This is a genomic window from Tetragenococcus koreensis (assembly GCF_003795145.1).
In the GTDB taxonomy this organism is placed as follows: Bacteria; Bacillota; Bacilli; order Lactobacillales; family Enterococcaceae; genus Tetragenococcus; species Tetragenococcus koreensis.
The window spans coordinates 1,775,417-1,798,736 of record NZ_CP027786.1 but is presented as its reverse complement, the minus strand read 5'-3'; the positions used below and the strand labels follow the sequence as shown (position 1 = coordinate 1,798,736).

Here is a 23,320-nt window from a genome sequence, read left to right as displayed (position 1 = left end):
AGTGTTGACAAAAGCTTGTCACGCTGATAAGATATAAAAGTTGCTACGGCGACAAATAGTAGACCTTTGAAAACTGAACAAAGCAAGCAAACGAACCAATGTGTAGGGCGCTTCTAAAAGAAGCAACAAACATTAACAACAACGCAAGCAAGACGCAAGCGTAAAAGTAACAAGAGCTGAAACGATCAACGGTGTTGATCGATCAAATTCAAGATGAGAGTTTGATCCTGGCTCAGGACGAACGCTGGCGGCGTGCCTAATACATGCAAGTCGAACGCTGCTTCGATCGAAACTTCGGTTTCTTTTGAAGCGGAGTGGCGGACGGGTGAGTAACACGTGGGGAACCTATCCATCAGCGGGGGATAACACTTGGAAACAGGTGCTAATACCGCATAAGGCTTTCTTTCGCCTGAAAGAAAGCTAAAAGGCGCTTTTTGCGTCACTGATGGCTGGTCCCGCGGTGCATTAGCCAGTTGGTGAGGTAACGGCTCACCAAAGCAACGATGCATAGCCGACCTGAGAGGGTGATCGGCCACACTGGGACTGAGACACGGCCCAGACTCCTACGGGAGGCAGCAGTAGGGAATCTTCGGCAATGGACGAAAGTCTGACCGAGCAACGCCGCGTGAGTGAAGAAGGTTTTCGGATCGTAAAGCTCTGTTGTCAGTAAAGAACAGGAAAAAGAGGCAATGCTTTTTCTATGACGGTAGCTGACCAGAAAGCCACGGCTAACTACGTGCCAGCAGCCGCGGTAATACGTAGGTGGCAAGCGTTGTCCGGATTTATTGGGCGTAAAGCGAGCGCAGGCGGTGATTTAAGTCTGATGTGAAAGCCCCCGGCTCAACCGGGGAGGGTCATTGGAAACTGGATCACTTGAGTGCAGAAGAGGAGAGTGGAATTCCATGTGTAGCGGTGAAATGCGTAGATATATGGAGGAACACCAGTGGCGAAGGCGGCTCTCTGGTCTGTAACTGACGCTGAGGCTCGAAAGCGTGGGTAGCAAACAGGATTAGATACCCTGGTAGTCCACGCCGTAAACGATGAGTGCTAAGTGTTGGAGGGTTTCCGCCCTTCAGTGCTGCAGTTAACGCATTAAGCACTCCGCCTGGGGAGTACGACCGCAAGGTTGAAACTCAAAGGAATTGACGGGGGCCCGCACAAGCGGTGGAGCATGTGGTTTAATTCGAAGCAACGCGAAGAACCTTACCAGGTCTTGACATCCTTTGACCACGCGAGAGATCGCGTTTCCCCTTCGGGGGCAAAGTGACAGGTGGTGCATGGTTGTCGTCAGCTCGTGTCGTGAGATGTTGGGTTAAGTCCCGCAACGAGCGCAACCCTTATTGTTAGTTGCCAGCATTCAGTTGGGCACTCTAGCAAGACTGCCGGTGACAAACCGGAGGAAGGTGGGGATGACGTCAAATCATCATGCCCCTTATGACCTGGGCTACACACGTGCTACAATGGGAAGTACAACGAGCAAGCCAAGCCGCAAGGCCGCGCGAATCTCTGAAAGCTTCTCTCAGTTCGGATTGCAGGCTGCAACTCGCCTGCATGAAGCCGGAATCGCTAGTAATCGCGGATCAGCATGCCGCGGTGAATCCGTTCCCGGGCCTTGTACACACCGCCCGTCACACCACGAGAGTTTGTAACACCCAAAGTCGGTGCGGCAACCTCATTAGAGGAGCCAGCCGCCTAAGGTGGGATGAATGATTGGGGTGAAGTCGTAACAAGGTAGCCGTATCGGAAGGTGCGGCTGGATCACCTCCTTTCTAAGGAAAAATTACGGAAGCTTTACACATCGTTTGCGCTTTGTTCAGTTTTGAGAGGTCTACCCCCGCAAGGGGGCCTTAGCTCAGATGGGAGAGCGCCTGCTTTGCACGCAGGAGGTCAGCGGTTCGATCCCGCTAGGCTCCATGAACGACCTTTAAGGTCGTTACCTTTGGTTCTTTGAAAACTGGATAGAAAAACAACAATCAACACCAACCGAGAATCGCGTTGAACGCGTTTTTGAAAGAGTTCAAAAAAAAAGCGACCATCGATGGGCTTTTATCGCTAAAAGTATAGAACCATCGTTGGTCCCTCGACCGCAAGGTCGAGTAAGGTTAAGTAGAAAAGGGCACACGGTGAATGCCTTGGCACTAGGAGCCGATGAAGGACGGGACCAACACCGATATGCTCTGGGGAGCTGTAAGTAAGCTAGGATCCAGAGATTTCCGAATGGGGAAACCCCGCATTTTTAATCGAATGTGGCTTGATCTGTGAATACATAGCAGGCAAGCGGTAGACGCAGGGAACTGAAACATCTTAGTACCTGCAGGAAGAAAAAGAAAACTCGATTCCCTGAGTAGCGGCGAGCGAAACGGGAAGAGCCCAAACCAGGATGCTTGCATCTTGGGGTTGTAGGACGTTAACAGCACAAGAAAAAGGGCAGCCAAAGGATCTGGAACGATCCGCCAGAGCGGGTAAGAGCCCCGTAGGCGAAGGCCGGCAACTTGTTTTAACGGATCCTGAGTACGGCGGCACACGCGAAATGCCGTCGGAAACCGGGAGGACCATCTCCCAAGGCTAAATACTCCCTAGTGACCGATAGTGAACCAGTACCGTGAGGGAAAGGTGAAAAGCACCCCGGAAGGGGAGTGAAAGAGATCCTGAAACCGTGTGCTTACAACAAGTTAGAGCCCGTTAATGGGTGATAGCGTGCCTTTTGCAGAATGAACCGGCGAGTTGCGTTGGCTGGCGAGGTTAAGTCGTAAAAAGACGGAGCCGCAGCGAAAGCGAGTCTGAAATGGGCGCTTTGAGTCAGTCGACGCAGACCCGAAACCAGGTGATCTACCCATGTCCAGGTTGAAGGTGCGGTAAAACGCACTGGAGGACCGAACCCACGTACGTTGAAAAGTGCGGGGATGAGGTGTGGGTAGCGGAGAAATTCCAAACGAACTTGGAGATAGCTGGTTCTCTCCGAAATAGCTTTAGGGCTAGCGTCGAGGAACGAATGATGGAGGTAGAGCACTGTTTGGACGAGGGGCCCCTTTCGGGTTACCGAATGCAGATAAACTCCGAATGCCATTCATTTTGCCTCGGCAGTCAGACGGTGAGTGATAAGATCCATCGTCGAAAGGGAAACAGCCCAGACCACCAGCTAAGGCCCCTAAATGTATGTTAAGTGGAAAAGGAGGTGGGGTTGCTCAGACAACTAGGATGTTGGCTCAGAAGCAGCCATCATTGAAAGAGTGCGTAATAGCTCACTAGTCGAGTGACCCTGCGCCGAAAATTTACCGGGGCTAAACATACTGCCGAAGCTGTGGAATGCACCCTTAGGGTGCATTGGTAGGAGAGCGTTCTAAGGGCAGAGAAGGCAGATCGTAAGGACTGCTGGAGCGCTTAGAAGTGAGAATGCCGGTATGAGTAGCGAAAGACAGGTGAGAATCCTGTCCACCGTAAGACTAAGGTTTCCTGGGGAAGGCTCGTCCGCCCAGGGTTAGTCGGGACCTAAGCTGAGGCCGAAAGGCGTAGGCGATGGCCAACAGGTTGATATTCCTGTACCTGTTGTCTTCATTTGAGTGATGGAGGGACGCAGGAGGCAAAAGAAAGCAGACGAATGGAAAGGTCTGTCCAAGCAGTGAGTCGGAGAAAGAGTGAAAGGCTTTTTCTTGTCAACGACCAGCTGTGACGGGGAGGGAAATTTAAGTACCGAAGTTCTGGCGTCACACTGCCAAGAAAAACTTCTAGCAAGAAGGCAATGGCCCGTACCGCAAACCGACACAGGTAGTCGAGGAGAGTATCCTCAGGTGAGCGAGCGAACTCTCGTTAAGGAACTCGGCAAAATGACCCCGTAACTTCGGGAGAAGGGGTGCTGCTCTAACGAGCAGCCGCAGTGAATAGGCCCAAGCGACTGTTTATCAAAAACACAGGTCTCTGCAAAATCGTAAGATGACGTATAGGGGCTGACGCCTGCCCGGTGCTGGAAGGTTAAGAGGAGTGCTTAGCGTAAGCGAAGGTACGAATTGAAGCCCCAGTAAACGGCGGCCGTAACTATAACGGTCCTAAGGTAGCGAAATTCCTTGTCGGGTAAGTTCCGACCCGCACGAAAGGCGTAACGATTTGGGCACTGTCTCAACGAGAGACTCGGTGAAATTTTAGTACCTGTGAAAATGCAGGTTACCCGCGACAGGACGGAAAGACCCCATGGAGCTTTACTGTAATTTGATATTGCGTGTCTGTACCGCATGTACAGGATAGGTAGGAGCCGTAGAATTCGGGACGCGAGTCTCGAAGGAGGCATCAGTGGGATACTACCCTTGCGTTATGGCCACTCTAACCCGCGCCACTCAGCGTGGCGGGAGACAGTGTCAGATGGGCAGTTTGACTGGGGCGGTCGCCTCCCAAAAGGTAACGGAGGCGCCCCAAGGTTCCCTCAGAATGGTTGGAAATCATTCAACGAGTGTAAAGGCAGAAGGGAGCTTGACTGCGAGACAGACAAGTCGAGCAGGGACGAAAGTCGGGCTTAGTGATCCGGTGGTTCCGCATGGAAGGGCCATCGCTCAACGGATAAAAGCTACCCTGGGGATAACAGGCTTATCTCCCCCAAGAGTCCACATCGACGGGGAGGTTTGGCACCTCGATGTCGGCTCGTCGCATCCTGGGGCTGTAGTCGGTCCCAAGGGTTGGGCTGTTCGCCCATTAAAGCGGCACGCGAGCTGGGTTCAGAACGTCGTGAGACAGTTCGGTCCCTATCCGTCGCGGGCGTAGGAAATTTGCGAGGCGCTGTCCTTAGTACGAGAGGACCGGGATGGACCTACCGCTGGTGTACCAGTTGTCGTGCCAACGGCATCGCTGGGTAGCTATGTAGGGCAGGAATAAACGCTGAAAGCATCTAAGCGTGAAGTCCCCCTCAAGATGAGATTTCCCCTTTCTTCAAAGAAAGTAAGATCCCTGAAAGAAGATCAGGTAGATAGGTCCGAAGTGGAAGACCCGTGAGGGTTGGAGCGGACGGATACTAATCGATCGAGGACTTAACCACAGGTTCAAGGGTTTTCGGTTGCAAATGGCGGTTGTTTTTCATCCAGTTTTGAGAGAACGAAAGGTTCACTCAACATGATTTTGTGTGTGGTGGCGATCGCAAGAAGGAGACACCTGTTCCCATGCCGAACACAGTCGTTAAGCTTCTTAGCGCCAATTGTAGTGAGGGGTTATCCCCTTGTGAGAGTCGGACGTCGCCACGCGGAATCAGGAGGTTTAGCTCAGCTGGGAGAGCATCTGCCTTACAAGCAGAGGGTCATAGGTTCGAGCCCTATAACCTCCATTGAGTCGTTAGCTCAGTTGGTAGAGCATCTGACTTTTAATCAGAGGGTCACAGGTTCGAACCCTGTACGACTCATTTTAGATCAATCAGCGGGTGTGGCGGAATTGGCAGACGCACTAGATTTAGGATCTAGCGCCGCAAGGCGTGGGGGTTCAAGTCCCTTCACCCGCATGGCATGATAGACATGCGCCGGCTTAGCTCAGTTGGTAGAGCATCTGATTTGTAATCAGAGGGTCGAGGGTTCAAGTCCTTTAGCCGGCATCTAAAGAGCTGCGGAAATAGCTCAGCGGTAGAGCACCACCTTGCCAAGGTGGGGGTCGCGGGTTCGAATCCCGTTTTCCGCTTGATGCCAAAACCACGCCGGGGTGGCGGAACTGGCAGACGCACAGGACTTAAAATCCTGCGGTAAGTGTATTACCGTACCGGTTCGATTCCGGTCCTCGGCATTGTTTCATTGTATTGCGCCCATAGCTCAACTGGACAGAGTGTCTGACTACGGATCAGAAGGTTGAGGGTTCAAATCCTTCTGGGCGCGTAACGGGAAGTAGCTCAGCTTGGTAGAGCACTTGGTTTGGGACCAAGGGGTCGTAGGTTCGAATCCTGTCTTCCCGATGAGTTTTAATTTGGGGCCTTAGCTCAGCTGGGAGAGCGCCTGCTTTGCACGCAGGAGGTCAGCGGTTCGATCCCGCTAGGCTCCATATCATTTAATAAAATGATTTTCGCGGTGTAGCTCAGCTTGGCTAGAGCGTCCGGTTCATACCCGGGAGGTCGTGGGTTCGATCCCCTCCACCGCGATTTTGATTAAGAGCTTGGACCTTTAGCTCAGTTGGTTAGAGCAGACGGCTCATAACCGTCAGGTCGTAGGTTCGAGTCCTACAAGGTCCATTGCGTCACTATCATTTTATTTATTTGTTGGAGGATTACCCAAGTCCGGCTGAAGGGAACGGTCTTGAAAACCGTCAGGCGGGTAAAACCGTGCAAGGGTTCGAATCCCTTATCCTCCTTTACTAAAAATCCTTGTATTTATGCAAGTGATCATTAGTTTATTATCGCGGGATAGAGCAGTCTGGTAGCTCGTCGGGCTCATAACCCGGAGGCCGCAGGTTCAAATCCTGCTCCCGCAATTATACTTGTTTTTCAAGTATCGATGATACAACAAAATTGGTCTGGTAGTTCAGCTGGTTAGAATGCCTGCCTGTCACGCAGGAGGTCGCGGGTTCGAGTCCCGTCCAGACCGCCATGCGGGTGTAGTTTAGTGGTAAAACCACAGCCTTCCAAGCTGTTGTCGCGAGTTCGATTCTCGTCACCCGCTTGTTGTATTATCATTTGGGCCTATAGCTCAGTTGGTTAGAGCGCACGCCTGATAAGCGTGAGGTCGATGGTTCGAGTCCATTTAGGCCCACTTTACTAAACAAACAGGTCCGTTGGTCAAGTGGTTAAGACACCGCCCTTTCACGGCGGTATCACGGGTTCGAATCCCGTACGGACCATGCGCCTTGGGAATTAATGGAGGATTACCCAAGTCCGGCTGAAGGGAACGGTCTTGAAAACCGTCAGGCGGGTAAAACCGTGCAAGGGTTCGAATCCCTTATCCTCCTTTACTAAAATCCTTGTATCTATGCAAGTGATCATTAGCTTATTATCGCGGGATAGAGCAGTCTGGTAGCTCGTCGGGCTCATAACCCGGAGGCCGCAGGTTCAAATCCTGCTCCCGCAATTGTACTTTTTCAAGTACGTATTTATATTTACAGCAAAGCTGGTCTGGTAGTTCAGCTGGTTAGAATGCCTGCCTGTCACGCAGGAGGTCGCGGGTTCGAGTCCCGTCCAGACCGTTTTGGATTGGTAGCTCAGTCGGTAGAGCAACGGATTGAAGCTCCGTGTGTCGGCAGTTCGATTCTGTCCCGATCCATATAAGGCGGGTGTAGTTTAGTGGTAAAACCACAGCCTTCCAAGCTGTTGTCGCGAGTTCGATTCTCGTCACCCGCTTTTGTTGTAGTTATTATGATGGGCCTATAGCTCAGTTGGTTAGAGCGCACGCCTGATAAGCGTGAGGTCGATGGTTCGAGTCCATTTAGGCCCATGAAAATCAATACTTTTTTGGTTTTGGGGAAGTACTCAAGTGGCTGAAGAGGCGCCCCTGCTAAGGGTGTAGGTCGTTTACGCGGCGCGAGGGTTCGAATCCCTCCTTCCCCGTATCAGCGATCCGTTGGTCAAGTGGTTAAGACACCGCCCTTTCACGGCGGTATCACGGGTTCGAATCCCGTACGGATCATGAAGCATTCAGTGATGGATGCTTTTTTTTAGAACTAAAATGAGGACTTTTGCTGACAGTTTCGGTTTTGTCTCATTTCTTTAAAAGAAATGAAAATAGATTGTTTTTATTGTCTATTAGAATCAGACCGTTGCAAGTTCCCGAGAGGATTCATTTGATTGTTTCAAATGAAGATGCCTTGTAACCGAAAAACATATTTTAGGGGGAATCATCATGAAAGAAAGACGTTTGTTCACTTCTGAATCTGTTTCAGAAGGACATCCGGATAAAATTGCTGACCAAATTAGTGACGCAATTTTAGATGCGCTTTTAGAACAAGATCCAATGGCACGTGTTGCTTGTGAAACTTCTGTAACGACAGGTTTAGTATTAGTGTTCGGTGAAGTTTCAACGTCAGCGTATGTAGACATGCAAAAAGTCGTACGTCAAACAATCAAAGATATTGGTTATGATCGACCAGAGTATGGCTTTGATGGTGACAACGTAGCGGTCTTAGTCGCGATTGACGAACAATCACAAGATATTGCCCAAGGTGTTGATACATCGTTAGAAGCAAGAGAAGATAAAGAAGAACGAATCAATTCAACCGGAGCTGGTGACCAAGGATTAATGTTTGGTTACGCAACAGATGAAACACCAGAATTGATGCCGTTGCCGATTTCTTTAAGTCATAAAATTGTCGCTCGTTTAGCCCAACTAAGAAAATCAGAAGAAATCAGTTACTTACGTCCAGATGCAAAATCGCAAGTCACTGTGGAATATGATGAAAATGACCAACCTAAAAGAATAGATACTGTCATTATTAGTACACAACACAACGATGATGTTGCGAATGAAACCATTCGTCGCGATATGATTGAAAAAGTCATTAAAGTAGTCATTCCTAACGAATTATTAGATGAACAAACCAAATACTTCATTAACCCTACAGGACGTTTTGTTATTGGCGGCCCACAAGGTGATGCTGGGTTAACAGGTCGTAAAATTATTGTAGATACTTATGGGGGTTATGCTCGTCATGGTGGCGGTGCGTTTTCTGGTAAAGATGCTACAAAAGTCGATCGTTCTGCAAGTTATGCTGCACGTTATATTGCTAAAAATATTGTCGCGGCAAAATTAGCGGATAAAGTCGAAGTACAACTTGCTTATGCTATTGGTGTAGCTGAGCCTGTATCTATTGCTATTGATACTTTCGGAACGGGTAAAGTATCCCAAGAAAAATTGATCGAAGCAATACGACAAAACTTTGATTTACGCCCAGCTGGTATCATTGAAATGTTGGATTTACGTCGTCCTATTTATAAAGATACAGCTGCTTATGGGCATTTTGGTAGAACAGATATTAATCTGCCTTGGGAAAAAACTGATAAAGTAGAAATTCTACAAAAAAGTGTAAAATAATTACAAATGGTCCTTATTGATAGAAATCAATAGGATCTTTTTTTATTATAAAGAAAAGTCTGCTACAATAAATAGTAAATGTCTAAGGATGTGAATGAATAGAATGGCCCTTTTACAAGTAAATGTTTTTTCTAATGTGTTAGAAATGGAAGTTATGTTAGATGTCATCTTACCGCAAGAAACCAAAAAGACATTGGGTACAAACTCAAAAGGCGCAACTGAAGATGTAGCAGTACTTTATTTATTGCATGGCATGGCATGAACGGCAATCATAGTGTCTGGCAAAGACGTACGGCAATTGAGCGTTATGTGAAGGATATGGATTTAGCTGTTATTATGCCGTCTACTGAACTTGCTTGGTATACCAATACTAGATATGATATGAATTATTGGACTTTTATCGCCGAAGAGCTGCCTAAGATCTGTCATGAGTTATTTCCCCAATTAACGAGGAAAAGAGCTAGAACATTTGCGGCTGGTTTGTCAATGGGCGGTTATGGAGCTGTAAAACTTGGATTGAGAAAGCCAGAAAATTTTGCGGCGATTGCCTCTATTTCAGGTGGTTTAACGATCGCTGAAGGAATCGATCAGTTATTAGAAATAAAAAGTAAAGCTTATTGGGAAGGGATTTTTGGTCCTCTGGCAGGAATTAAAGGGTCAGAAAATGATCTAATCCATTTGATTGAAACTCTGGATGCATCGCAGGCACCTAAATTTTTCATTACCTGTGGGACTGAAGATCCATTACATCAGGCTAGCACCTATACAATGCAAAAAATGCAGGATCGAGGGTATGATGTAACTTTTGAAGATGGCCCTGGCGAACATGACTGGGTATATTGGGATCATTGGGTTAAGCGAGTTTTAGAGTGGTTACCACTGTAAAAAAATGCAATAAAATATTTGGACAACCAGCTAAGCAGAGATAACGTTTAGCTGGCTTTTTTAGTCGATCAATTAGCAAAAGCTTTTGCTAATTCAATGGCTATCTCTACTGAGTTCTCATTTCTTTTATTACCTTTCCTACCTTAGTGACGGTTCAAAGCTTGTCTGATTTATTGATTTATCACTTTTTAATAAAAATTAAATTAGATCATACGGAAACGTTATTTCGGAATAACGTGAATATACTTTTGTCTATTGAAATGTTGTTTCTTTTTGTTTATAATGAAACCGTATTAGTAAAGGTGGTGTAAATCATGCTAGGTTTTTCAGTTTTCTTGGGAGAACCATTGTCAAAAGATAAGAAACAATATATAGAAGAAATGAATCATGCAGGTTTTACACGTGTTTTTACTTCTTTGCATATTCCAGAAGATGATCCGCAAGCAGTCATCCATACTTTGCGACAGCTTGGTAAGATAATTCAGCAATTGCAGATGGATTTAATGGCAGATATATCAAGTGATGGCTTACGTCGTTTAGCAATTGATCTTAATCAGCCAGGTGCTTGTGACAAGTTAAAAGATATAGGGGTTACTGGGATACGCATGGACTATGGGATTGATAATCAAACAATTGCTGCTGTTTCTTCTCATATGCAAGTAGGATTAAACGCCTCGACTTTGACAGACCAAGATGTGAGCGAATTAACGTCATATCAAGCAGATTTTACCAACATGGAATTATGGCATAATTATTATCCGCGTCCTGAAACGGGGCTTTCAAAAACTTATTTACAATCGGTAAATCGCAAATGGCAGTCACTAGGTTTTAAGATTGTTGCATTTGTACCTGGCGATGAAAATTTACGTGGACCATTGTATGCAGGCTTGCCAACCTTGGAGGAGCATCGCCGCGAGCACCCCCTGGCCGCTGCAATTGATTTATTTCAACATTATGGCTGCGATGCTGTTCATATTGGAGATAGTGGACTTTCAAAAAAAGTTAGAGAGCAATTTACTGGCTATTTCCAACATAAAAAATTGCTGCTTGAAGTTGAATTGCTGGCAAATACTTATAGCTCGCTTATTCTGGGCGAGCACACCAATCGGGTTGATGATGCGCAAGATGTGGTTAGAAGCCAAGAAGCCCGAAAAAATAACCAACAGATGATTGAACCTGAAAATAACCAAATGCGACGACAAGGGTCTGTGACGATTGATAATAAAAGCTATTTACGTTATATGGGAGAAGTACAGATCACCAAACGTGATTTACCAGCTGATGAGAAAGTGAATGTGGCAGCTAAGGTTATTCAAAAAGATCGTGCTTTAATTGATTATATTTCTTCTGGTTACCGGTTTGAATTAAGAGAAAGCAGGGATAGTATTGAGTGAATTAGAAAAATTAGCAACAGAAACTAGAAATCAAAAAACAATGGCTTTGGATGATATGAGCATCTTGGAAGTATTACAAACAATGAACGATGAAGATAAGAGCGTGCCCTTTGCGATTGAAAAAGCGTTGCCGCAGATCCAAAAAACTGTTGAACAAATTATCCAGACGTTTAATAAAAAAGGACGGCTATTTTACATTGGCGCTGGGACAAGCGGTCGTTTAGGCGTGCTTGATGCGGCTGAATGCGTACCTACATTCGGTACCGAACCAGAAATGGTACAAGGGTTGATCGCAGGCGGCATGAAAGCGATGACGGTGGCAGTTGAAGGAGCAGAAGATTCCCCGGAATTAGCTAAAAATGATCTGGTACAAGCAGGCTTGAACCAAGATGATATTGTTGTGGGGATTGCTGCTAGTGGGCGGACGCCGTATGTGATTGGTGGTTTGGATTACGCCAAAGAAGTGGGCACTACTACCGCTTCAGTCGCATGTAATAATGAAGCCCAAATCAGCCAGCACGCTCAATTTCCTATCGAAGTTGAAGTAGGTCCAGAAGTCTTGACCGGATCGACTCGCCTTAAATCAGGGACAGCTCAGAAATTAGTATTAAATATGCTTTCAACAGCTTCAATGATTGGCATCGGAAAGGTGTATAAAAATCTGATGGTGGATGTACGTCCCACCAATGAAAAACTAGTAGAACGATCCAAACGAATTATTATGCAAGCAACGGATTGTCGTTATGAACAAGCCGATCAAACTTTTTATCAGGCAGAAGAAAATGTAAAACTGGCAATCGTTATGATTTTGACCGGAGCAGACAAAAATGAAGCAAAGAAAAAACTAGTTGAAGGAAAAGGGTTTGTCAGAAATACACTTTAAAGGAGGAAGAAAAAGTGGCAGATAAAAATACAAAGCTAGCAGAAGAAATTTACGAGCACGTCGGTGGCGTAAACAATGTTAATAAAATCGTCAACTGTATGACTCGTATTCGCATGGGCGTTATTGATAATAGTAAAGTAGACGTTGAGGGGCTAAAAGCAGTCGAAGGCGTAATGGGAGTTGTCGAAGATGAAACCCTACAAATTGTACTGGGACCTGGTACAGTTAGTAAAGTCGCGCAAAAGATGGCCAATATGGCAGGAGTGGAATTAGGCGAAGAACGTCCAGATGGAACCCCTATGGATGAATCGCCTACAGAAGAAGACCCATCAAGTGGAAAAGCAGACGTTAATGCTAAAGCAGAAGAAGTCCATGCCGAAGTGAAAAAGAAAAACCAAAAACCTTGGTCAAAGGTTTTAAAATCAATCGCTAATATCTTTGTTCCATTAATTCCAGCCTTTGTTGGTGCCGGGATTATTGGTGGGATCGCCTCTGTTTTAACGAATATGTTGGAAGCTGGAACGATTTCTGGCGATATGTGGGTAAATATCGTAAGTGTTGGTTCTATTATTCAAAGTGGTGTATTTACTTACCTAGTTATTTACGTGGGGATTAATGCTGCACGTGAATTTGGCGCTTCGCCAAGCTTGGGCGGTGTTATTGGGGGCGTCACCCTGCTAACTGGTATGAGTGAAGACCTGCCACTTCCTAATATTTTTACTGGTGAACCGTTAGCTGAAGGCCAAGGTGGCGTGATCGGTGTCATTATTGCGGTTTTTTTAATGGCGCAAGTGGAAAAATGGTTGCACAAAGTGGTGCCAGATGCAGTTGATATTATTTTGACACCAGTACTTACATTAGCTGCTATGGGTGTTGTTACAATCTTCTTTATCATGCCTTTGGCTGGTTGGATTTCTGATGGTCTTGTAGGTGGTATTAGTTGGGTTTTGGGTGTCGGTGGCGCTTTTTCTGGTTTTGTCCTGGGTGCCTTATTTTTACCGATGGTCATGTTTGGACTTCACCAGATTTTGACCCCGATTCATCTCCAATTAATTGCCACGTATGGCAGTACAACTTTGTTGCCAATTTTGGCAATGGCTGGTGCAGGACAAGTTGGTGCAGCCATCGCTTTGTGGATACGTTGTCGCAATAATAAAAAATTAACAGAGATGATCAAAGGAGCATTACCAGTAGGTATTTTGGGTATTGGTGAACCCTTGATTTATGGGGTGACGCTCCCTCTAGGTCGGCCATTCATCACTGCCTGTTTAGGAGGCGGTATCGGTGGCGCTGTCGTTGGTTTGCTTGGTGGTGTCGGTTCGATTTCAATTGGCCCCAGCGGACTTGCGTTGATCCCTTTAATTGACGGAGGTACTACACCAATGCTTAACTATGTGATTAGTCTGATTGCCGGCTATATTGGTGGTTTTGTATTAACTTATTTCTTTGGTACGAACGAAGATATTCGAGAAGGTAATATTATATGAAAAAAGCAGTCATTTTTGATGTAGACGGTGTGATCGTTTTTTCAGAAAAGGCCTACCAAAAGCGACGAGCTATTTTCTTTGAGAAAAATGGTTTGCCAGTATCACAAGAAGTGCAAGAACATTTTGTCGGATCTAATGCTTTTGATATGTTTGAACAATTAATTCCAGCTGATATAAAAAAAAGGAAAGAATTATTGCAAGCTTATCAAGAATTTCGCAGGCAGTATCCAATTAATTACCAAGAAATGTTTAATCCAGATATTTTATCTACGTTGGATGGCTTAGTCAAAAATGGGATTCGTTTAGCCGTAGCTTCTTCAGGCCCCTTGGAAAATATCTATCGAATATTAGAAGTCAACCAAATCAAAAATTATTTTGAATTAATTACAAGTGGTGAGATGTTTGCACGTAGCAAACCCAATCCTGAGATTTATCAATATACAGTATCTAAGCTTGATTTACAGCCTAGTGATTGTTTAGTGATTGAAGACTCGGCATTTGGGATCGAAGCTGCACGACGGGCTAATTTGTCCGTTGCAGCTTTAAAAAGTCAACAATTTGCTATCGACCAGTCACAAGCCACTTATCAGATTGAATCAACTAAACAGTTGTTAGATTTAATTTGAATTGAGGCAATCGTTTTGTTTTAATGAGACGATTGCTTCACTTTTATCAATCCTGAAATCGAATACAAAGAGAGAAGGATATCTCAACATGAAAGAGTGTGGGAAAAAGATTATTATGTCTTGCGTAGTACTCAGTATTTTACTCTTTACGAGTGCCTGTGTGCTGCAAGAAAAAACGGAAGTGAAAAAAATTAGCCAACCTAAAGGTACTTATCAATTTAGTCAGACTTATCCAATAAAAGCAACTGATGAGGCATTTGACAGCTCACTTTTGACAAATCAGATGCAGACATTTCATGGATATAAAGACCAAGGAAATTTATTAATAAAAACGAATGATAGTGAAGCGTTCAAGATTTATGTAAATGGCGATGAAGTACTTGCTGATTTATCGGATAAAAAGTGGCAGCAAGTCGACATTTCAGATTTCACTAAAAATGGAGATAATCATCTGCAAGTGAGCCAGGCGGAAAACGAGGATAAAGCAAAAATCGATATAAAAATTCCTTATCCTGTTTTAAAAGACAAGACAAAAGATTATGCAGATAATGATAATTTCAAATTCATCGATCAGCTTATTAACGCAGAAATAAAAAATGGTTTTACCTCGGCCCAATTGGTAGTCACCAAAAATGGCAAAATTGTTAAATCCAGTGCTTACGGGAACGTGAATGCCTATGATCAACAAGGCAACCCACAGAAAAATAGTGCAAAAGTAACCGAAAACACTTTGTATGATTTAGCTAGTAACACAAAGATGTATGCGACCAATTATGCTATTCAAAAGTTAGTTTCAGAGGGAGATTTAGATATTAACCAGAAAGTCAGTGAGATTTTCCCCGACTTTAAGGATAAAAATTCTGACGAAATAAAGGGAAAAGATGACTTAACAATCAAGGAAATCCTTCAGCATCAAGCTGGCTTTCCGGCAGATCCACAATATCACAATAAAAACTATGACCCTGACGCAGAAGATCTATCCACACCAAATGCCAATAAAGAACTTTATACGCAGGATCGAAATAACGTCATGGAAAAAATCATTGCTACACCTTTAGAATATGAACCAGGGACAAAAACGATGTATTCAGATGTTGATTACATGCTGCTTGGTTTTATTATTGAAAAAGTAACTGGACAGAATTTGGATGAATATATGGACCAAAGTTATTATCAGCCGTTAAACCTACAACACACGGTTTTTAAACCTTTAGATCATAATTTTAAAAAGGAACAAATTGCTGCAGGTGAACTACATGGGAACACGCGTGATGGAGAAGTTGACTTTGACAATATCCGGAAAAATCTTGTACAAGGCGAGGTCCACGATGAGAAAGCCTTTTACTCGATGGAAGGTGTCAGTGGACATGCCGGTCTGTTTTCTAATGCAAAAGATTTGGCAGTACTGACGCAAATTACCTTGAATCAAGGCGGTTACGGTAGTCATCAATTCTTTGATGAAGATACGATGGATCAATTTATTCAAGCTAAAGATACAGATCCAAGTTTTGGATTGGGATGGCGACGTAAAGGTCAGCGTTTATATTCTTGGGCTTTTTCTCCTTTAGCTAATACTAATACGGTTGGACATACCGGCTGGACGGGAACGTTGACAGTGATTGATTCGGTCAATAATATGTCTGTCGTATTGTTGACGAATACTAAAAATTCTCCAGTCGTTGATAATAAGAATGATCCCAATGATTTTGTCGGTGATCACTTTTTAACAGGTCAATATGGTTTGATCGCAACGCTAGCTTTTGATAGCAACAAAGAAGACAATCAGTCAGCCAACAATAGTAAATTGGTGGATATGGTTAATTCTAAGTATCATTATATGAAAGCGAATAAAAAGGAACAAACAGCGATTGATTATGCCCAGCTGCAGTCCTTACTCGACGTAATGGATGAACGCAAGGAAGGTAAAGAAATTACTGATTTTATGAAGACTGAACAGTTTAAACAAATAACTAAATTTGTTTCTGATGACTAAATATTTGTAGGAATAAAAACAAGTAAAATAAAGGTTATTCTGGGCTAATGAAAAGTTTAAAACAAGATTTAGCAGAATAAATTGAGGTGCAGGAAATGAATATTTTGTTTACGATACAACACCAAATAAATAAATTGCCTAAAGCTGAAAAAAAGCTTGCTGAATGGATTCTCGAACAACCAGAAAGTGTCATCCATATGAGCGCTAAGGCGTTATCACAAGCTTCCGAAACGAGTCCTGCAACTGTGGTGCGGTTGTGTTATTCGCTGGGTTTAGAAGGATTTACTGACTTAAAATTAAAACTTTCTGCTAATCAACCAGCAATAAAGGGAAATTTGTATACAGATATTGTTCCCAATGAAGACATTGATACGATTAAACAGAAGCTATTGTTAAAAATGACCGATGGACTGGAAAAAAACCGCGAAAAGCTAGAAGTTGAATCTATCGAGCAAGTGATCAATCTACTCGAAACAACGGACTTTATGTTTACTTACGGGATCGGGGCTTCAGGTATTGTAGCCGATGATTTTGCGCAGAAATTTTTACGGATCGGAAAAAAAGTTATTTACAGTAAAGACTATCATTTATTAACAACGGCTATTGTAACCAATGAGATGCCCGCCTGGCTCTTTTTGGTTTCAAATTCTGGTGAGAAACAAGAGGTTATTAATTTAGCCTTACTGGCAAAAGAACAAGGCATTCCGGTTGTCTGTATGACGAGCAAAGCACACTCAACTTTGGCAACGATTGCCGATGTGTTGTTGCATACAGCAGACGGTGGTGAAGCGCGTTTAAGAAGTTCGGCGACGAACTCATTATTGGTTCAATTGTATAGTGTTGACGTATTATTTTCTGCTTATGCTACCAAGCACTACGATAAAACATTAGGACAATTAGAGCAAACCAAAACGACAGTACAAATTATTGAACAAAATGATTAAAAAACAGTTTAATGTGTTCTATGTACTAGTCGTTAGCGAAACTAACGTTTGGAAGTAGGATACATTGAGACTGCTTTTTTGTTATAATTAGTTACAAATTAAGGCTATGGAGGGAATGACTTGGGATTTCACACATTAATGTATCATGAGATCAGAGAAAAAGGCACATTTGATACCCAAAATCCTTCACCGATTTTGGTCAAACAATCCTATGAAGATGCGTTGCCTACAAAATTATTTTGTGATTTTACTGATTTTAAAGCACAGATGGATTTTTTAGAGAAAGAAAATTATCATACACTGACTTTACAAGAGATCAAAGATTTTTATCAAAAAGGAAAAGATCTGCCTGAAAAATCAGTTTTGTTAACGTTTGATGATGCCTATCAGTCAATCTATAAATATGCTTATCCGATTTTGCAGCAAAAGAATTTTCATGCGGTGTGTTTTGTAGTCAAAGGTTGGCTTTTTGACCAAATCAAAGAATTTGATCCAAGGCAGTCGATTGTTATGGCAAAATCAGAGCTAGAAAAAATGCGGGATGTTTTTGAGTTGGCAAATCATACGGAAAACTTGCATCAACGCTATTCTGACGGCTCAATTGGAATGCAAAAAGTATCAGTGGAAGAATTAAATCAAGACTTAGCTTCATGTGGTCAGTATGTTGATCAAGCGGATGTTTTTGCTTATCCTTTTGGTATTTATGAACAAATGGATGTCAAAAGGTTAGCCAAACTAAATATTCATTATGCTTTTACCACGGTAGCGGGAGAAAATACGGGGCAAACGCCAGTCTTAACTTTACATCGAGATACCGTGTGGTATGGGTGTACGCTGCAGGAATTTAAAGCGATATTAGAATAGAACTTTTATTGTATATTACTAATAAAGATATTAATGAAAAAACAATTAAAGGATACAAGGAGAAATAGATGAAAACGAAAAAATTAGCTATTATCGGGTTGGGCCATGTCGGTTCTAGTGTGTTGGCAACAGCAGTGCAAACCGAACTCTTCGGTGAAATTGTTTTGATTGATCCTAGAGACCGTGTTGCTTTTGGCGAAGGATTGGATCAAACGCATGCCGGCGGTTTATTGTCCCGTAAAAACATTACGATCTACAAAGGAACTTACAAAGACGTAGCAGATGCAGATATTATTATTGTGGCTGCTACTCATGTTTATGCAGAAGGAGAGATTCCGGAAGATCGGAATGAATTACTGATTGAAAATTTGCCGATTATCCATGAAATTATGGGAAATATCACGCAAAATACGCAAGACGCAATGGTAATTTTTATTACCAATCCGGCAGATACTGTGATTCATATCGTCGCATCGTATGATTATCCTAAAAATTTACTTTTAAGCACAGGAACGATGCTAGATTCTTCGCGTTTGCGACAACTGCTAGGACAATATTACCATGTTGATCCTAAATCCGTTTCTGGTTATATGATGGGAGAGCATGGCTATACTGCGTTTCCTGTCCTCAGCCATTTGACAATTGGCGGGTTAGCTTATAATGAATTGGCAGACCATTTTCCTGAAATTCCACTCTTAACAGCTGAAGATATAAAAGAAAAAGTGGTACAAGCCGCATACGATGTTTTTGCTGCAAAAAGCGGGGTGACCAATGTTGCCGTTGCACAATCAGCAATTGATATTGCCCGCTGTATTTTATTGGATGAAAAAAGCATCTATCCAGTCAGTGTTCCCATGATTGATAATGAATATGGTTTTAGTGGCCCTTGTGCTTATAGTGTGCCTTGCATATTAGGTAAAGATGGGGTAGAGAAAAAACTACTTGTGTCCTTGGACGCATGGGAAAAAGGTAAATTGGCACAATCAGTAGCCAGTATACAACAATCCATCGCGCTGACAGAGTAAAATCTTCTCGAAGTTCAAAATAAGCATTTTAAAACTAATACTTAATTTGAGCATTTTTTCTATAAATAAGAAGCAGCGTATCATTAAACAGATTACAATGATACGCTGCTTCTTTAAAAAATATCAACGGGTTTAGCGGTCAATCTGCAAGCGGGTAATATATTCAGCAATCTCTTCGATGGACATATCATCCACTTCTACGGTTTTGGCGCCTAGTTCATGATAAATTTCTTTGGCATAATCCATTTCTTCTTTAATGTGTGCGACATCAGTGTAAGAAGAACTACCGCCTAGACCCAGCGAACTTAAACGTTTTTCGCGTGTTCGTTGAATCACTTCAGGAGTAGCAACTAAGCCTATGAGTTTTTCTTTTGGCACATCAAAAATTTCTTTAGGTAAAGGAATTTCTGGTATCAAAGGCAAGTTAGCTACTTTATAAGATTTATTGGCTAAATACATACTTAAAGGCGTCTTTGAAGTACGTGAAGGTCCGATAATGACATAGTCAGCTTTTAAGAAACCTTTTGGATCTTGTCCATCATCATATTTTACGGCAAAATCGATGGCTTCTATTTTGGCAAAATAGTCTGAAGTTAGCTTATGCTGAGCACGGGCTTCATGCTTAGGTTCTAGACCCGTTTTCCCTTGAATTAATTCCATCATTGGTGTCATAAAATCAACATAACTTAAAGAAGTACGAGCAGCAAACTCATGAGCAGCTTCATTGAAAGAATCTTTTACTAAAGTGCTGGCAACGATGGCATGTTCTTGGAGAGCATCTCGTAAGATTTTAAGCAGCTCTTCTTTAGAATCAATAAAGGCAAAACGCTGAACTTCGACATTAGTCAATTCGGGAAATTGCGCAAGAACGGCTGTGGTAATTTTTTGCGCAGTATCTCCGATTGCATCAGAGATTATAAATAATTTTAGCGTATCGTTTTTATTCATTGTGCTTTCACCTTAATCCCTTCTTCGATAAAATGGTTCATAATACGGGTTTTAGTAATTTTGCCAATGATTTTATCATTTGTTCCTTTTTCCACTACAGGTAATGAATCTACTTGATGTTGCATGAGGGTATTTCCAGCAGTTAAAATCGTTTCTTCGGGTGTGATTGTAATGACATTTGGCATCCGACTCATCACAACAGCGACTGGAATATCATCTTCATTATTAGCTAAAACGCTACGTAAAAGGTCCTTTCTTGAAAGAATTCCTACTAATTTTTTATCTTTATTGACAACGTATAAAGAGCCTACATCATACATAAATAAATCAGTAATAGCATTTTTTAACGACGTATCTTGTTTAATAAATACAGCGGGAATCATAATATCGTCCACTTTTTTTGTATATAATTTTTCAAATAGCAATGGTTCGATTGTTTGTCCAGAATAAATGTAGCCGACTTTGGGACGCGCATCTAAAACGCCTGTCATGGTTAGAAGCGATAAATCATTACGCAACGTTGGTTTGGTAAGATTGAGTTTGGCCGCAATGTTATCTCCAGTGATTGGCTCGTGAGCCTTAACAATCTCAATAATTAATTTTTGGCGATCAGAAAATTCCATAGCAGCTCCTTTCTTGTGTTTCTTATTACTTTCATCATAGCGCAACTTCAGCTAATCGGCAATCATTGAGCGCTGCTTGCGCACAAGCTAGACGAGCAGCTGGAATTCGATAAGCCGAACAAGATACATAATCTACACCGACTTGTTGGAAAAAGGCGATTGATTTAGGGTCACCGCCGACTTCTCCACATACACCAATCATCATATTAGGCTTAGTCTGGCGTGCTTTTTCAACTGCAGTTTGAATTAACTGTCCTACACCTGCTTGATCTAGCGTTTGGAAAGGATCTTGCAATAAAATGCCTTTTTCTTTATAGATAGGTAAAAATTTGCCAATGTCATCGCGAGAAAAACCGTAAGACATTTGTGTTAGATCATTGGTACCAAAACTGAAAAAGTCCGCTTGGCTAGCTAATTTATCGGCAGTCATACAAGCTCTAGGTAATTCAATCATAACGCCAATTTCAAAAGGAAAGGGGTTTATACCATGCTTTTCAAATAAATTTTCAATCGTATGAAGCAAAGCGTTTTTAACTTCAATTAATTCTTTTTCTTCAGCAACCAAAGGCACCATTATTTCTGGTTTTACGACAATTCCATTTTGTGCTAATTTAATCGCGCTGGTAAAAATTGCCTCGACTTGCATTTGATAAATTTGTGCCTTAGTAATTCCTAAGCGACAGCCACGATGACCGAGCATTGGGTTGGTTTCGTGTAGCTGAGTAATTTGATTGGTTATGCGTACTGGCGATTTTTTCAGTTGCTGGGCTAATTGGTTGATCGCTTGCTCGTCAGCAGGTAAAAATTCATGCATAGGTGGGTCTAAGAGCCGGATAACCATGGGTTTTTCTTGGGTCGTTTGTAACATCTGATAAAAATCATCTTGTTGGAAACTAAGTAGACGTTTGAGCGCTATGTCAAATTCTTGTTTTTCTTCAGCTAAAATTAAACGGCGCATTTCTAAAATTCGATCTTCTCCAAAAAACATATGCTCGGTGCGCGCTAAGCCAATTCCAGACGCGCCAAAATGGATCGCTGCTGTCAAATCCTGTAGCGTTTCTGCATTGGCACGTACCATTAAGTCAGCTCGTTCGTCCGCCCAAGTTAATAGACGTTGCAGATTCTGATTGTCTTCAGGAGTGACTGTTTGCAGTTCGGTTTGGTAGATTGTCCCTATAGAGCCATCAACCGAAATGATATCGCCTTCTGTTAATGTTTGCTCTTCACAAGTAATCGTTCGCGTATATTCATCAACGGTTAATGCTTCACAGCCAGCAACACAACAAGTGCCCATCCCACGCGCAACTACAGCAGCGTGCGAGGTCATGCCTCCTCTAGAGGTAACGATCGCTTCGCTTACCACCATTCCTGCGATATCTTCAGGCGAAGTTTCTTGTCGGACCAAGATGACCTTTTTACCTTGCTCATGAAATTCCTGGGCTTTTTCTGCTGTAAATACAATTTGTCCTGTAGCAGCTCCTGGACTTGCCGGCAGGCCATGGGCTAATACTGTTGCATTTTTTAGTTCTGTTGGATCAAATACAGGGTGGATCAACTGTTCAACCATTGTCGGTGTAACTCGTAAAAGCGCCTCGTCTTTCGTTATTATTTTATCATTGACAAGATCTAGGGCGATGTTAAGCGCTGCTTGGGCAGTTCGTTTGCCGCTTCTGGTCTGCAGAATGAATAGTTGTCCCTGATCGATTGTAAACTCAATGTCTTGCATATCTTTATAGTGTGTTTCCAAAATTTCTGCATAACGCATAAAATCTGTATAAGCGGTAGGAAGTAATTGTTTGAGTTTAGCAATCGGCTGCGGAGTCCGAATGCCCGCAACGACATCTTCCCCTTGGGCATTGGGTAAAAATTCGCCAAAAAGTTTTTTCTCTCCAGTTGCAGGGTTTCGAGTAAAAGCTACGCCTGTCGCACTTTTATCACCGTTGTTGCCAAAAACCATTGATTGAATATTTACCGCTGTACCTAAACTAAAGGGGATGTCATGTAATTTCCGATAAACTTGTGCCCGTTGATTGTTCCATGAATGAAAGACCGCTTTAATTGCAATAAAAAGTTGATCTATCGGATCTTGAGGGAATTCTTTTTGCTGCTTGTGATAGGGTATTTTATACGCTTCAATCAGTTTTTGTTGTTCTGGTATTGAAAAATCAGCGACACTTTTACCAAAGGCTGCTTCAAATTTGTGTAAAGTGTCGTCAAAAGTTTCTTTGGAAATACCGTAAACCACGTCACCAAACATTTGGATGAGACGGCGATAACAATCGTAAGCAAAAGAAGCATTCGTCAGCTTTGCAAAAGCCAGTACACGGTCGTCGTTTAACCCAAGGTTAAGAATGGTGTCCATCATTCCTGGCATGGAGAATTTGGCACCACTACGTACCGAAATTAACAACATTTGGTCATTATTTAACAACGACTTACCGACTTCATTTTCCAGTTGATTAATCGCTTTCAAAATATCTGCTTTTAAAGACTGTTCAAAATAATTTTCTTGTTGCAAGTATTTTATACACGCAGCCGTTGTAATGGTGAATCCAGCAGGCACTGGTAGCCCTAGCCGGGTCATCTCTGCTAAATTGGCCCCTTTCCCACCTAACAAGTCCTTCATTTCGACACTACCTTCACTGAATCGATAAATTTGTTTCAAATATGACA

Annotated in this window: 12 protein-coding genes, 26 tRNA genes, 3 rRNA genes, 1 pseudogene and 1 riboswitch; of the genes and pseudogenes, 39 read left to right on the top strand and 3 right to left on the bottom strand. The window is 42.9% G+C overall.

Annotated elements, in window-relative coordinates; translation table 11 throughout:
• The first annotated feature begins 209 nt into the window (after positions 1–209).
• The 39 genes and pseudogenes from C7K43_RS08670 (at position 210) to C7K43_RS08480 (ending at position 19,076) form a co-directional block, all read left to right on the top strand.
• Positions 210–1,769: ribosomal RNA gene (locus C7K43_RS08670) — 16S ribosomal RNA — on the top strand.
• Between the two features lie 72 nt (positions 1,770–1,841).
• Positions 1,842–1,914 (top strand) — tRNA-Ala (locus C7K43_RS08665).
• Positions 1,915–2,100: 186 nt separating this feature from the next.
• A 23S ribosomal RNA gene (locus C7K43_RS08660) occupies positions 2,101–5,020 on the top strand.
• A gap of 85 nt (positions 5,021–5,105) precedes the next feature.
• Positions 5,106–5,222, top strand: a 5S ribosomal RNA gene (rrf, locus tag C7K43_RS08655).
• Together the 16S, 23S and 5S rRNA genes with 26 tRNA genes alongside form the textbook arrangement of a ribosomal RNA operon.
• Positions 5,223–5,229: 7 nt before the next feature.
• Positions 5,230–5,302, top strand: a tRNA-Val gene (locus C7K43_RS08650).
• 2 nt (positions 5,303–5,304) lie between these two features.
• Positions 5,305–5,377 (top strand) — tRNA-Lys (locus tag C7K43_RS08645).
• Positions 5,378–5,391: 14 nt separating this feature from the next.
• Positions 5,392–5,473 (top strand) — tRNA-Leu (locus C7K43_RS08640).
• A gap of 17 nt (positions 5,474–5,490) precedes the next feature.
• Positions 5,491–5,563 (top strand) — tRNA-Thr (locus tag C7K43_RS08635).
• Between the two features lie 11 nt (positions 5,564–5,574).
• Positions 5,575–5,646: transfer RNA gene (locus C7K43_RS08630), tRNA-Gly, on the top strand.
• A gap of 15 nt (positions 5,647–5,661) precedes the next feature.
• A tRNA-Leu gene (locus C7K43_RS08625) sits at positions 5,662–5,748 on the top strand.
• A 15-nt stretch (positions 5,749–5,763) separates the two neighbouring features.
• A tRNA-Arg gene (locus tag C7K43_RS08620) sits at positions 5,764–5,837 on the top strand.
• A gap of 3 nt (positions 5,838–5,840) precedes the next feature.
• Positions 5,841–5,914, top strand: a tRNA-Pro gene (locus C7K43_RS08615).
• Positions 5,915–5,927: 13 nt separating this feature from the next.
• Positions 5,928–6,000 (top strand) — tRNA-Ala (locus C7K43_RS08610).
• Positions 6,001–6,022: 22 nt separating this feature from the next.
• Positions 6,023–6,097, top strand: a tRNA-Met gene (locus tag C7K43_RS08605).
• 16 nt (positions 6,098–6,113) lie between these two features.
• A tRNA-Ile gene (locus C7K43_RS08600) sits at positions 6,114–6,187 on the top strand.
• Between the two features lie 29 nt (positions 6,188–6,216).
• Positions 6,217–6,306: transfer RNA gene (locus C7K43_RS08595), tRNA-Ser, on the top strand.
• A gap of 46 nt (positions 6,307–6,352) precedes the next feature.
• A tRNA-Met gene (locus C7K43_RS08590) sits at positions 6,353–6,426 on the top strand.
• Between the two features lie 39 nt (positions 6,427–6,465).
• Positions 6,466–6,542 (top strand) — tRNA-Asp (locus tag C7K43_RS08585).
• A gap of 1 nt (position 6,543) precedes the next feature.
• Positions 6,544–6,614, top strand: a tRNA-Gly gene (locus tag C7K43_RS08580).
• Between the two features lie 16 nt (positions 6,615–6,630).
• A tRNA-Ile gene (locus C7K43_RS08575) sits at positions 6,631–6,704 on the top strand.
• Positions 6,705–6,720: 16 nt separating this feature from the next.
• Positions 6,721–6,792, top strand: a tRNA-Glu gene (locus tag C7K43_RS08570).
• A gap of 18 nt (positions 6,793–6,810) precedes the next feature.
• A tRNA-Ser gene (locus C7K43_RS08565) sits at positions 6,811–6,900 on the top strand.
• 45 nt (positions 6,901–6,945) lie between these two features.
• Positions 6,946–7,019, top strand: a tRNA-Met gene (locus tag C7K43_RS08560).
• Positions 7,020–7,060: 41 nt separating this feature from the next.
• A tRNA-Asp gene (locus tag C7K43_RS08555) sits at positions 7,061–7,134 on the top strand.
• Positions 7,135–7,138: 4 nt separating this feature from the next.
• Positions 7,139–7,211, top strand: a tRNA-Phe gene (locus C7K43_RS08550).
• Positions 7,212–7,217: 6 nt separating this feature from the next.
• Positions 7,218–7,288, top strand: a tRNA-Gly gene (locus tag C7K43_RS08545).
• Positions 7,289–7,308: 20 nt separating this feature from the next.
• Positions 7,309–7,382 (top strand) — tRNA-Ile (locus C7K43_RS08540).
• Positions 7,383–7,407: 25 nt separating this feature from the next.
• Positions 7,408–7,495: transfer RNA gene (locus C7K43_RS08535), tRNA-Ser, on the top strand.
• Between the two features lie 7 nt (positions 7,496–7,502).
• A tRNA-Glu gene (locus C7K43_RS08530) sits at positions 7,503–7,574 on the top strand.
• A gap of 125 nt (positions 7,575–7,699) precedes the next feature.
• Positions 7,700–7,790, top strand: a riboswitch (SMK box riboswitch).
• Positions 7,788–8,975 (top strand): methionine adenosyltransferase, encoded by a 1,188-nt coding sequence (metK, locus tag C7K43_RS08525; RefSeq protein ID WP_124006477.1) that lies wholly within the window; start codon positions 7,788–7,790, stop codon positions 8,973–8,975. Its footprint overlaps the riboswitch before it by 3 nt.
• Positions 8,976–9,078: 103 nt before the next feature.
• Positions 9,079–9,860, top strand: a pseudogene (locus C7K43_RS08520) (alpha/beta hydrolase).
• A gap of 314 nt (positions 9,861–10,174) precedes the next feature.
• Positions 10,175–11,254, top strand: coding sequence for a DUF871 domain-containing protein (locus C7K43_RS08515; protein WP_124006476.1), 1,080 nt, complete (start codon positions 10,175–10,177; stop codon positions 11,252–11,254).
• On the top strand, positions 11,247–12,137 hold the full coding sequence (gene murQ, locus C7K43_RS08510; RefSeq protein ID WP_124006475.1) for an N-acetylmuramic acid 6-phosphate etherase: 891 nt from the start codon (positions 11,247–11,249) through the stop codon (positions 12,135–12,137). Before C7K43_RS08515 ends, murQ begins: the two co-directional genes overlap by 8 nt.
• Before the next feature lie 14 nt (positions 12,138–12,151).
• Positions 12,152–13,624 (top strand): PTS transporter subunit EIIC, encoded by a 1,473-nt coding sequence (locus tag C7K43_RS08505; protein WP_124006474.1) that lies wholly within the window; start codon positions 12,152–12,154, stop codon positions 13,622–13,624.
• Positions 13,621–14,250, top strand: a complete 630-nt coding sequence (locus tag C7K43_RS08500) for an HAD family hydrolase (RefSeq protein ID WP_124006473.1) — start codon at positions 13,621–13,623, stop codon at positions 14,248–14,250. The genes C7K43_RS08505 and C7K43_RS08500 overlap by 4 nt, the downstream gene beginning before the upstream one ends.
• Before the next feature lie 88 nt (positions 14,251–14,338).
• Positions 14,339–16,243 carry a penicillin binding protein PBP4B gene (gene pbp4b, locus C7K43_RS08495; RefSeq protein WP_226996645.1) on the top strand — a complete coding sequence of 635 codons (1,905 nt, stop codon included), beginning with the start codon at positions 14,339–14,341 and terminating at the stop codon, positions 16,241–16,243.
• A gap of 95 nt (positions 16,244–16,338) precedes the next feature.
• A complete protein-coding gene (locus C7K43_RS08490; RefSeq protein ID WP_124006472.1) occupies positions 16,339–17,187 on the top strand; it encodes a MurR/RpiR family transcriptional regulator in 849 nt (282 codons plus the stop codon).
• A 120-nt stretch (positions 17,188–17,307) separates the two neighbouring features.
• Positions 17,308–18,051: a polysaccharide deacetylase family protein gene (locus C7K43_RS08485; protein ID WP_124006471.1), complete on the top strand. Its 744-nt coding sequence runs from the start codon at positions 17,308–17,310 to the stop codon at positions 18,049–18,051.
• 68 nt (positions 18,052–18,119) lie between these two features.
• Complete coding sequence (locus C7K43_RS08480) at positions 18,120–19,076, top strand: lactate/malate family dehydrogenase (RefSeq protein ID WP_124006470.1); 957 nt, start codon at positions 18,120–18,122, stop codon at positions 19,074–19,076.
• Positions 19,077–19,208: 132 nt separating this feature from the next.
• Here the strand turns inward: C7K43_RS08480 and C7K43_RS08475 are convergent, their stop codons facing one another.
• Genes C7K43_RS08475 through ppdK form a run of 3 tightly spaced genes read right to left on the bottom strand, consistent with a single transcriptional unit; the run spans position 19,209 to position 23,312 of the window.
• Positions 19,209–20,024: a pyruvate, water dikinase regulatory protein gene (locus C7K43_RS08475; protein WP_124006469.1), complete on the bottom strand. Its 816-nt coding sequence runs from the start codon at positions 20,022–20,024 to the stop codon at positions 19,209–19,211.
• Positions 20,021–20,647 carry a helix-turn-helix transcriptional regulator gene (locus C7K43_RS08470; RefSeq protein WP_124006468.1) on the bottom strand — a complete coding sequence of 209 codons (627 nt, stop codon included), beginning with the start codon at positions 20,645–20,647 and terminating at the stop codon, positions 20,021–20,023. Before C7K43_RS08470 ends, C7K43_RS08475 begins: the two co-directional genes overlap by 4 nt.
• A gap of 34 nt (positions 20,648–20,681) precedes the next feature.
• Positions 20,682–23,312 carry a pyruvate, phosphate dikinase gene (gene ppdK / locus C7K43_RS08465; protein ID WP_124006467.1) on the bottom strand — a complete coding sequence of 877 codons (2,631 nt, stop codon included), beginning with the start codon at positions 23,310–23,312 and terminating at the stop codon, positions 20,682–20,684.
• Positions 23,313–23,320: the final 8 nt, after the last annotated feature.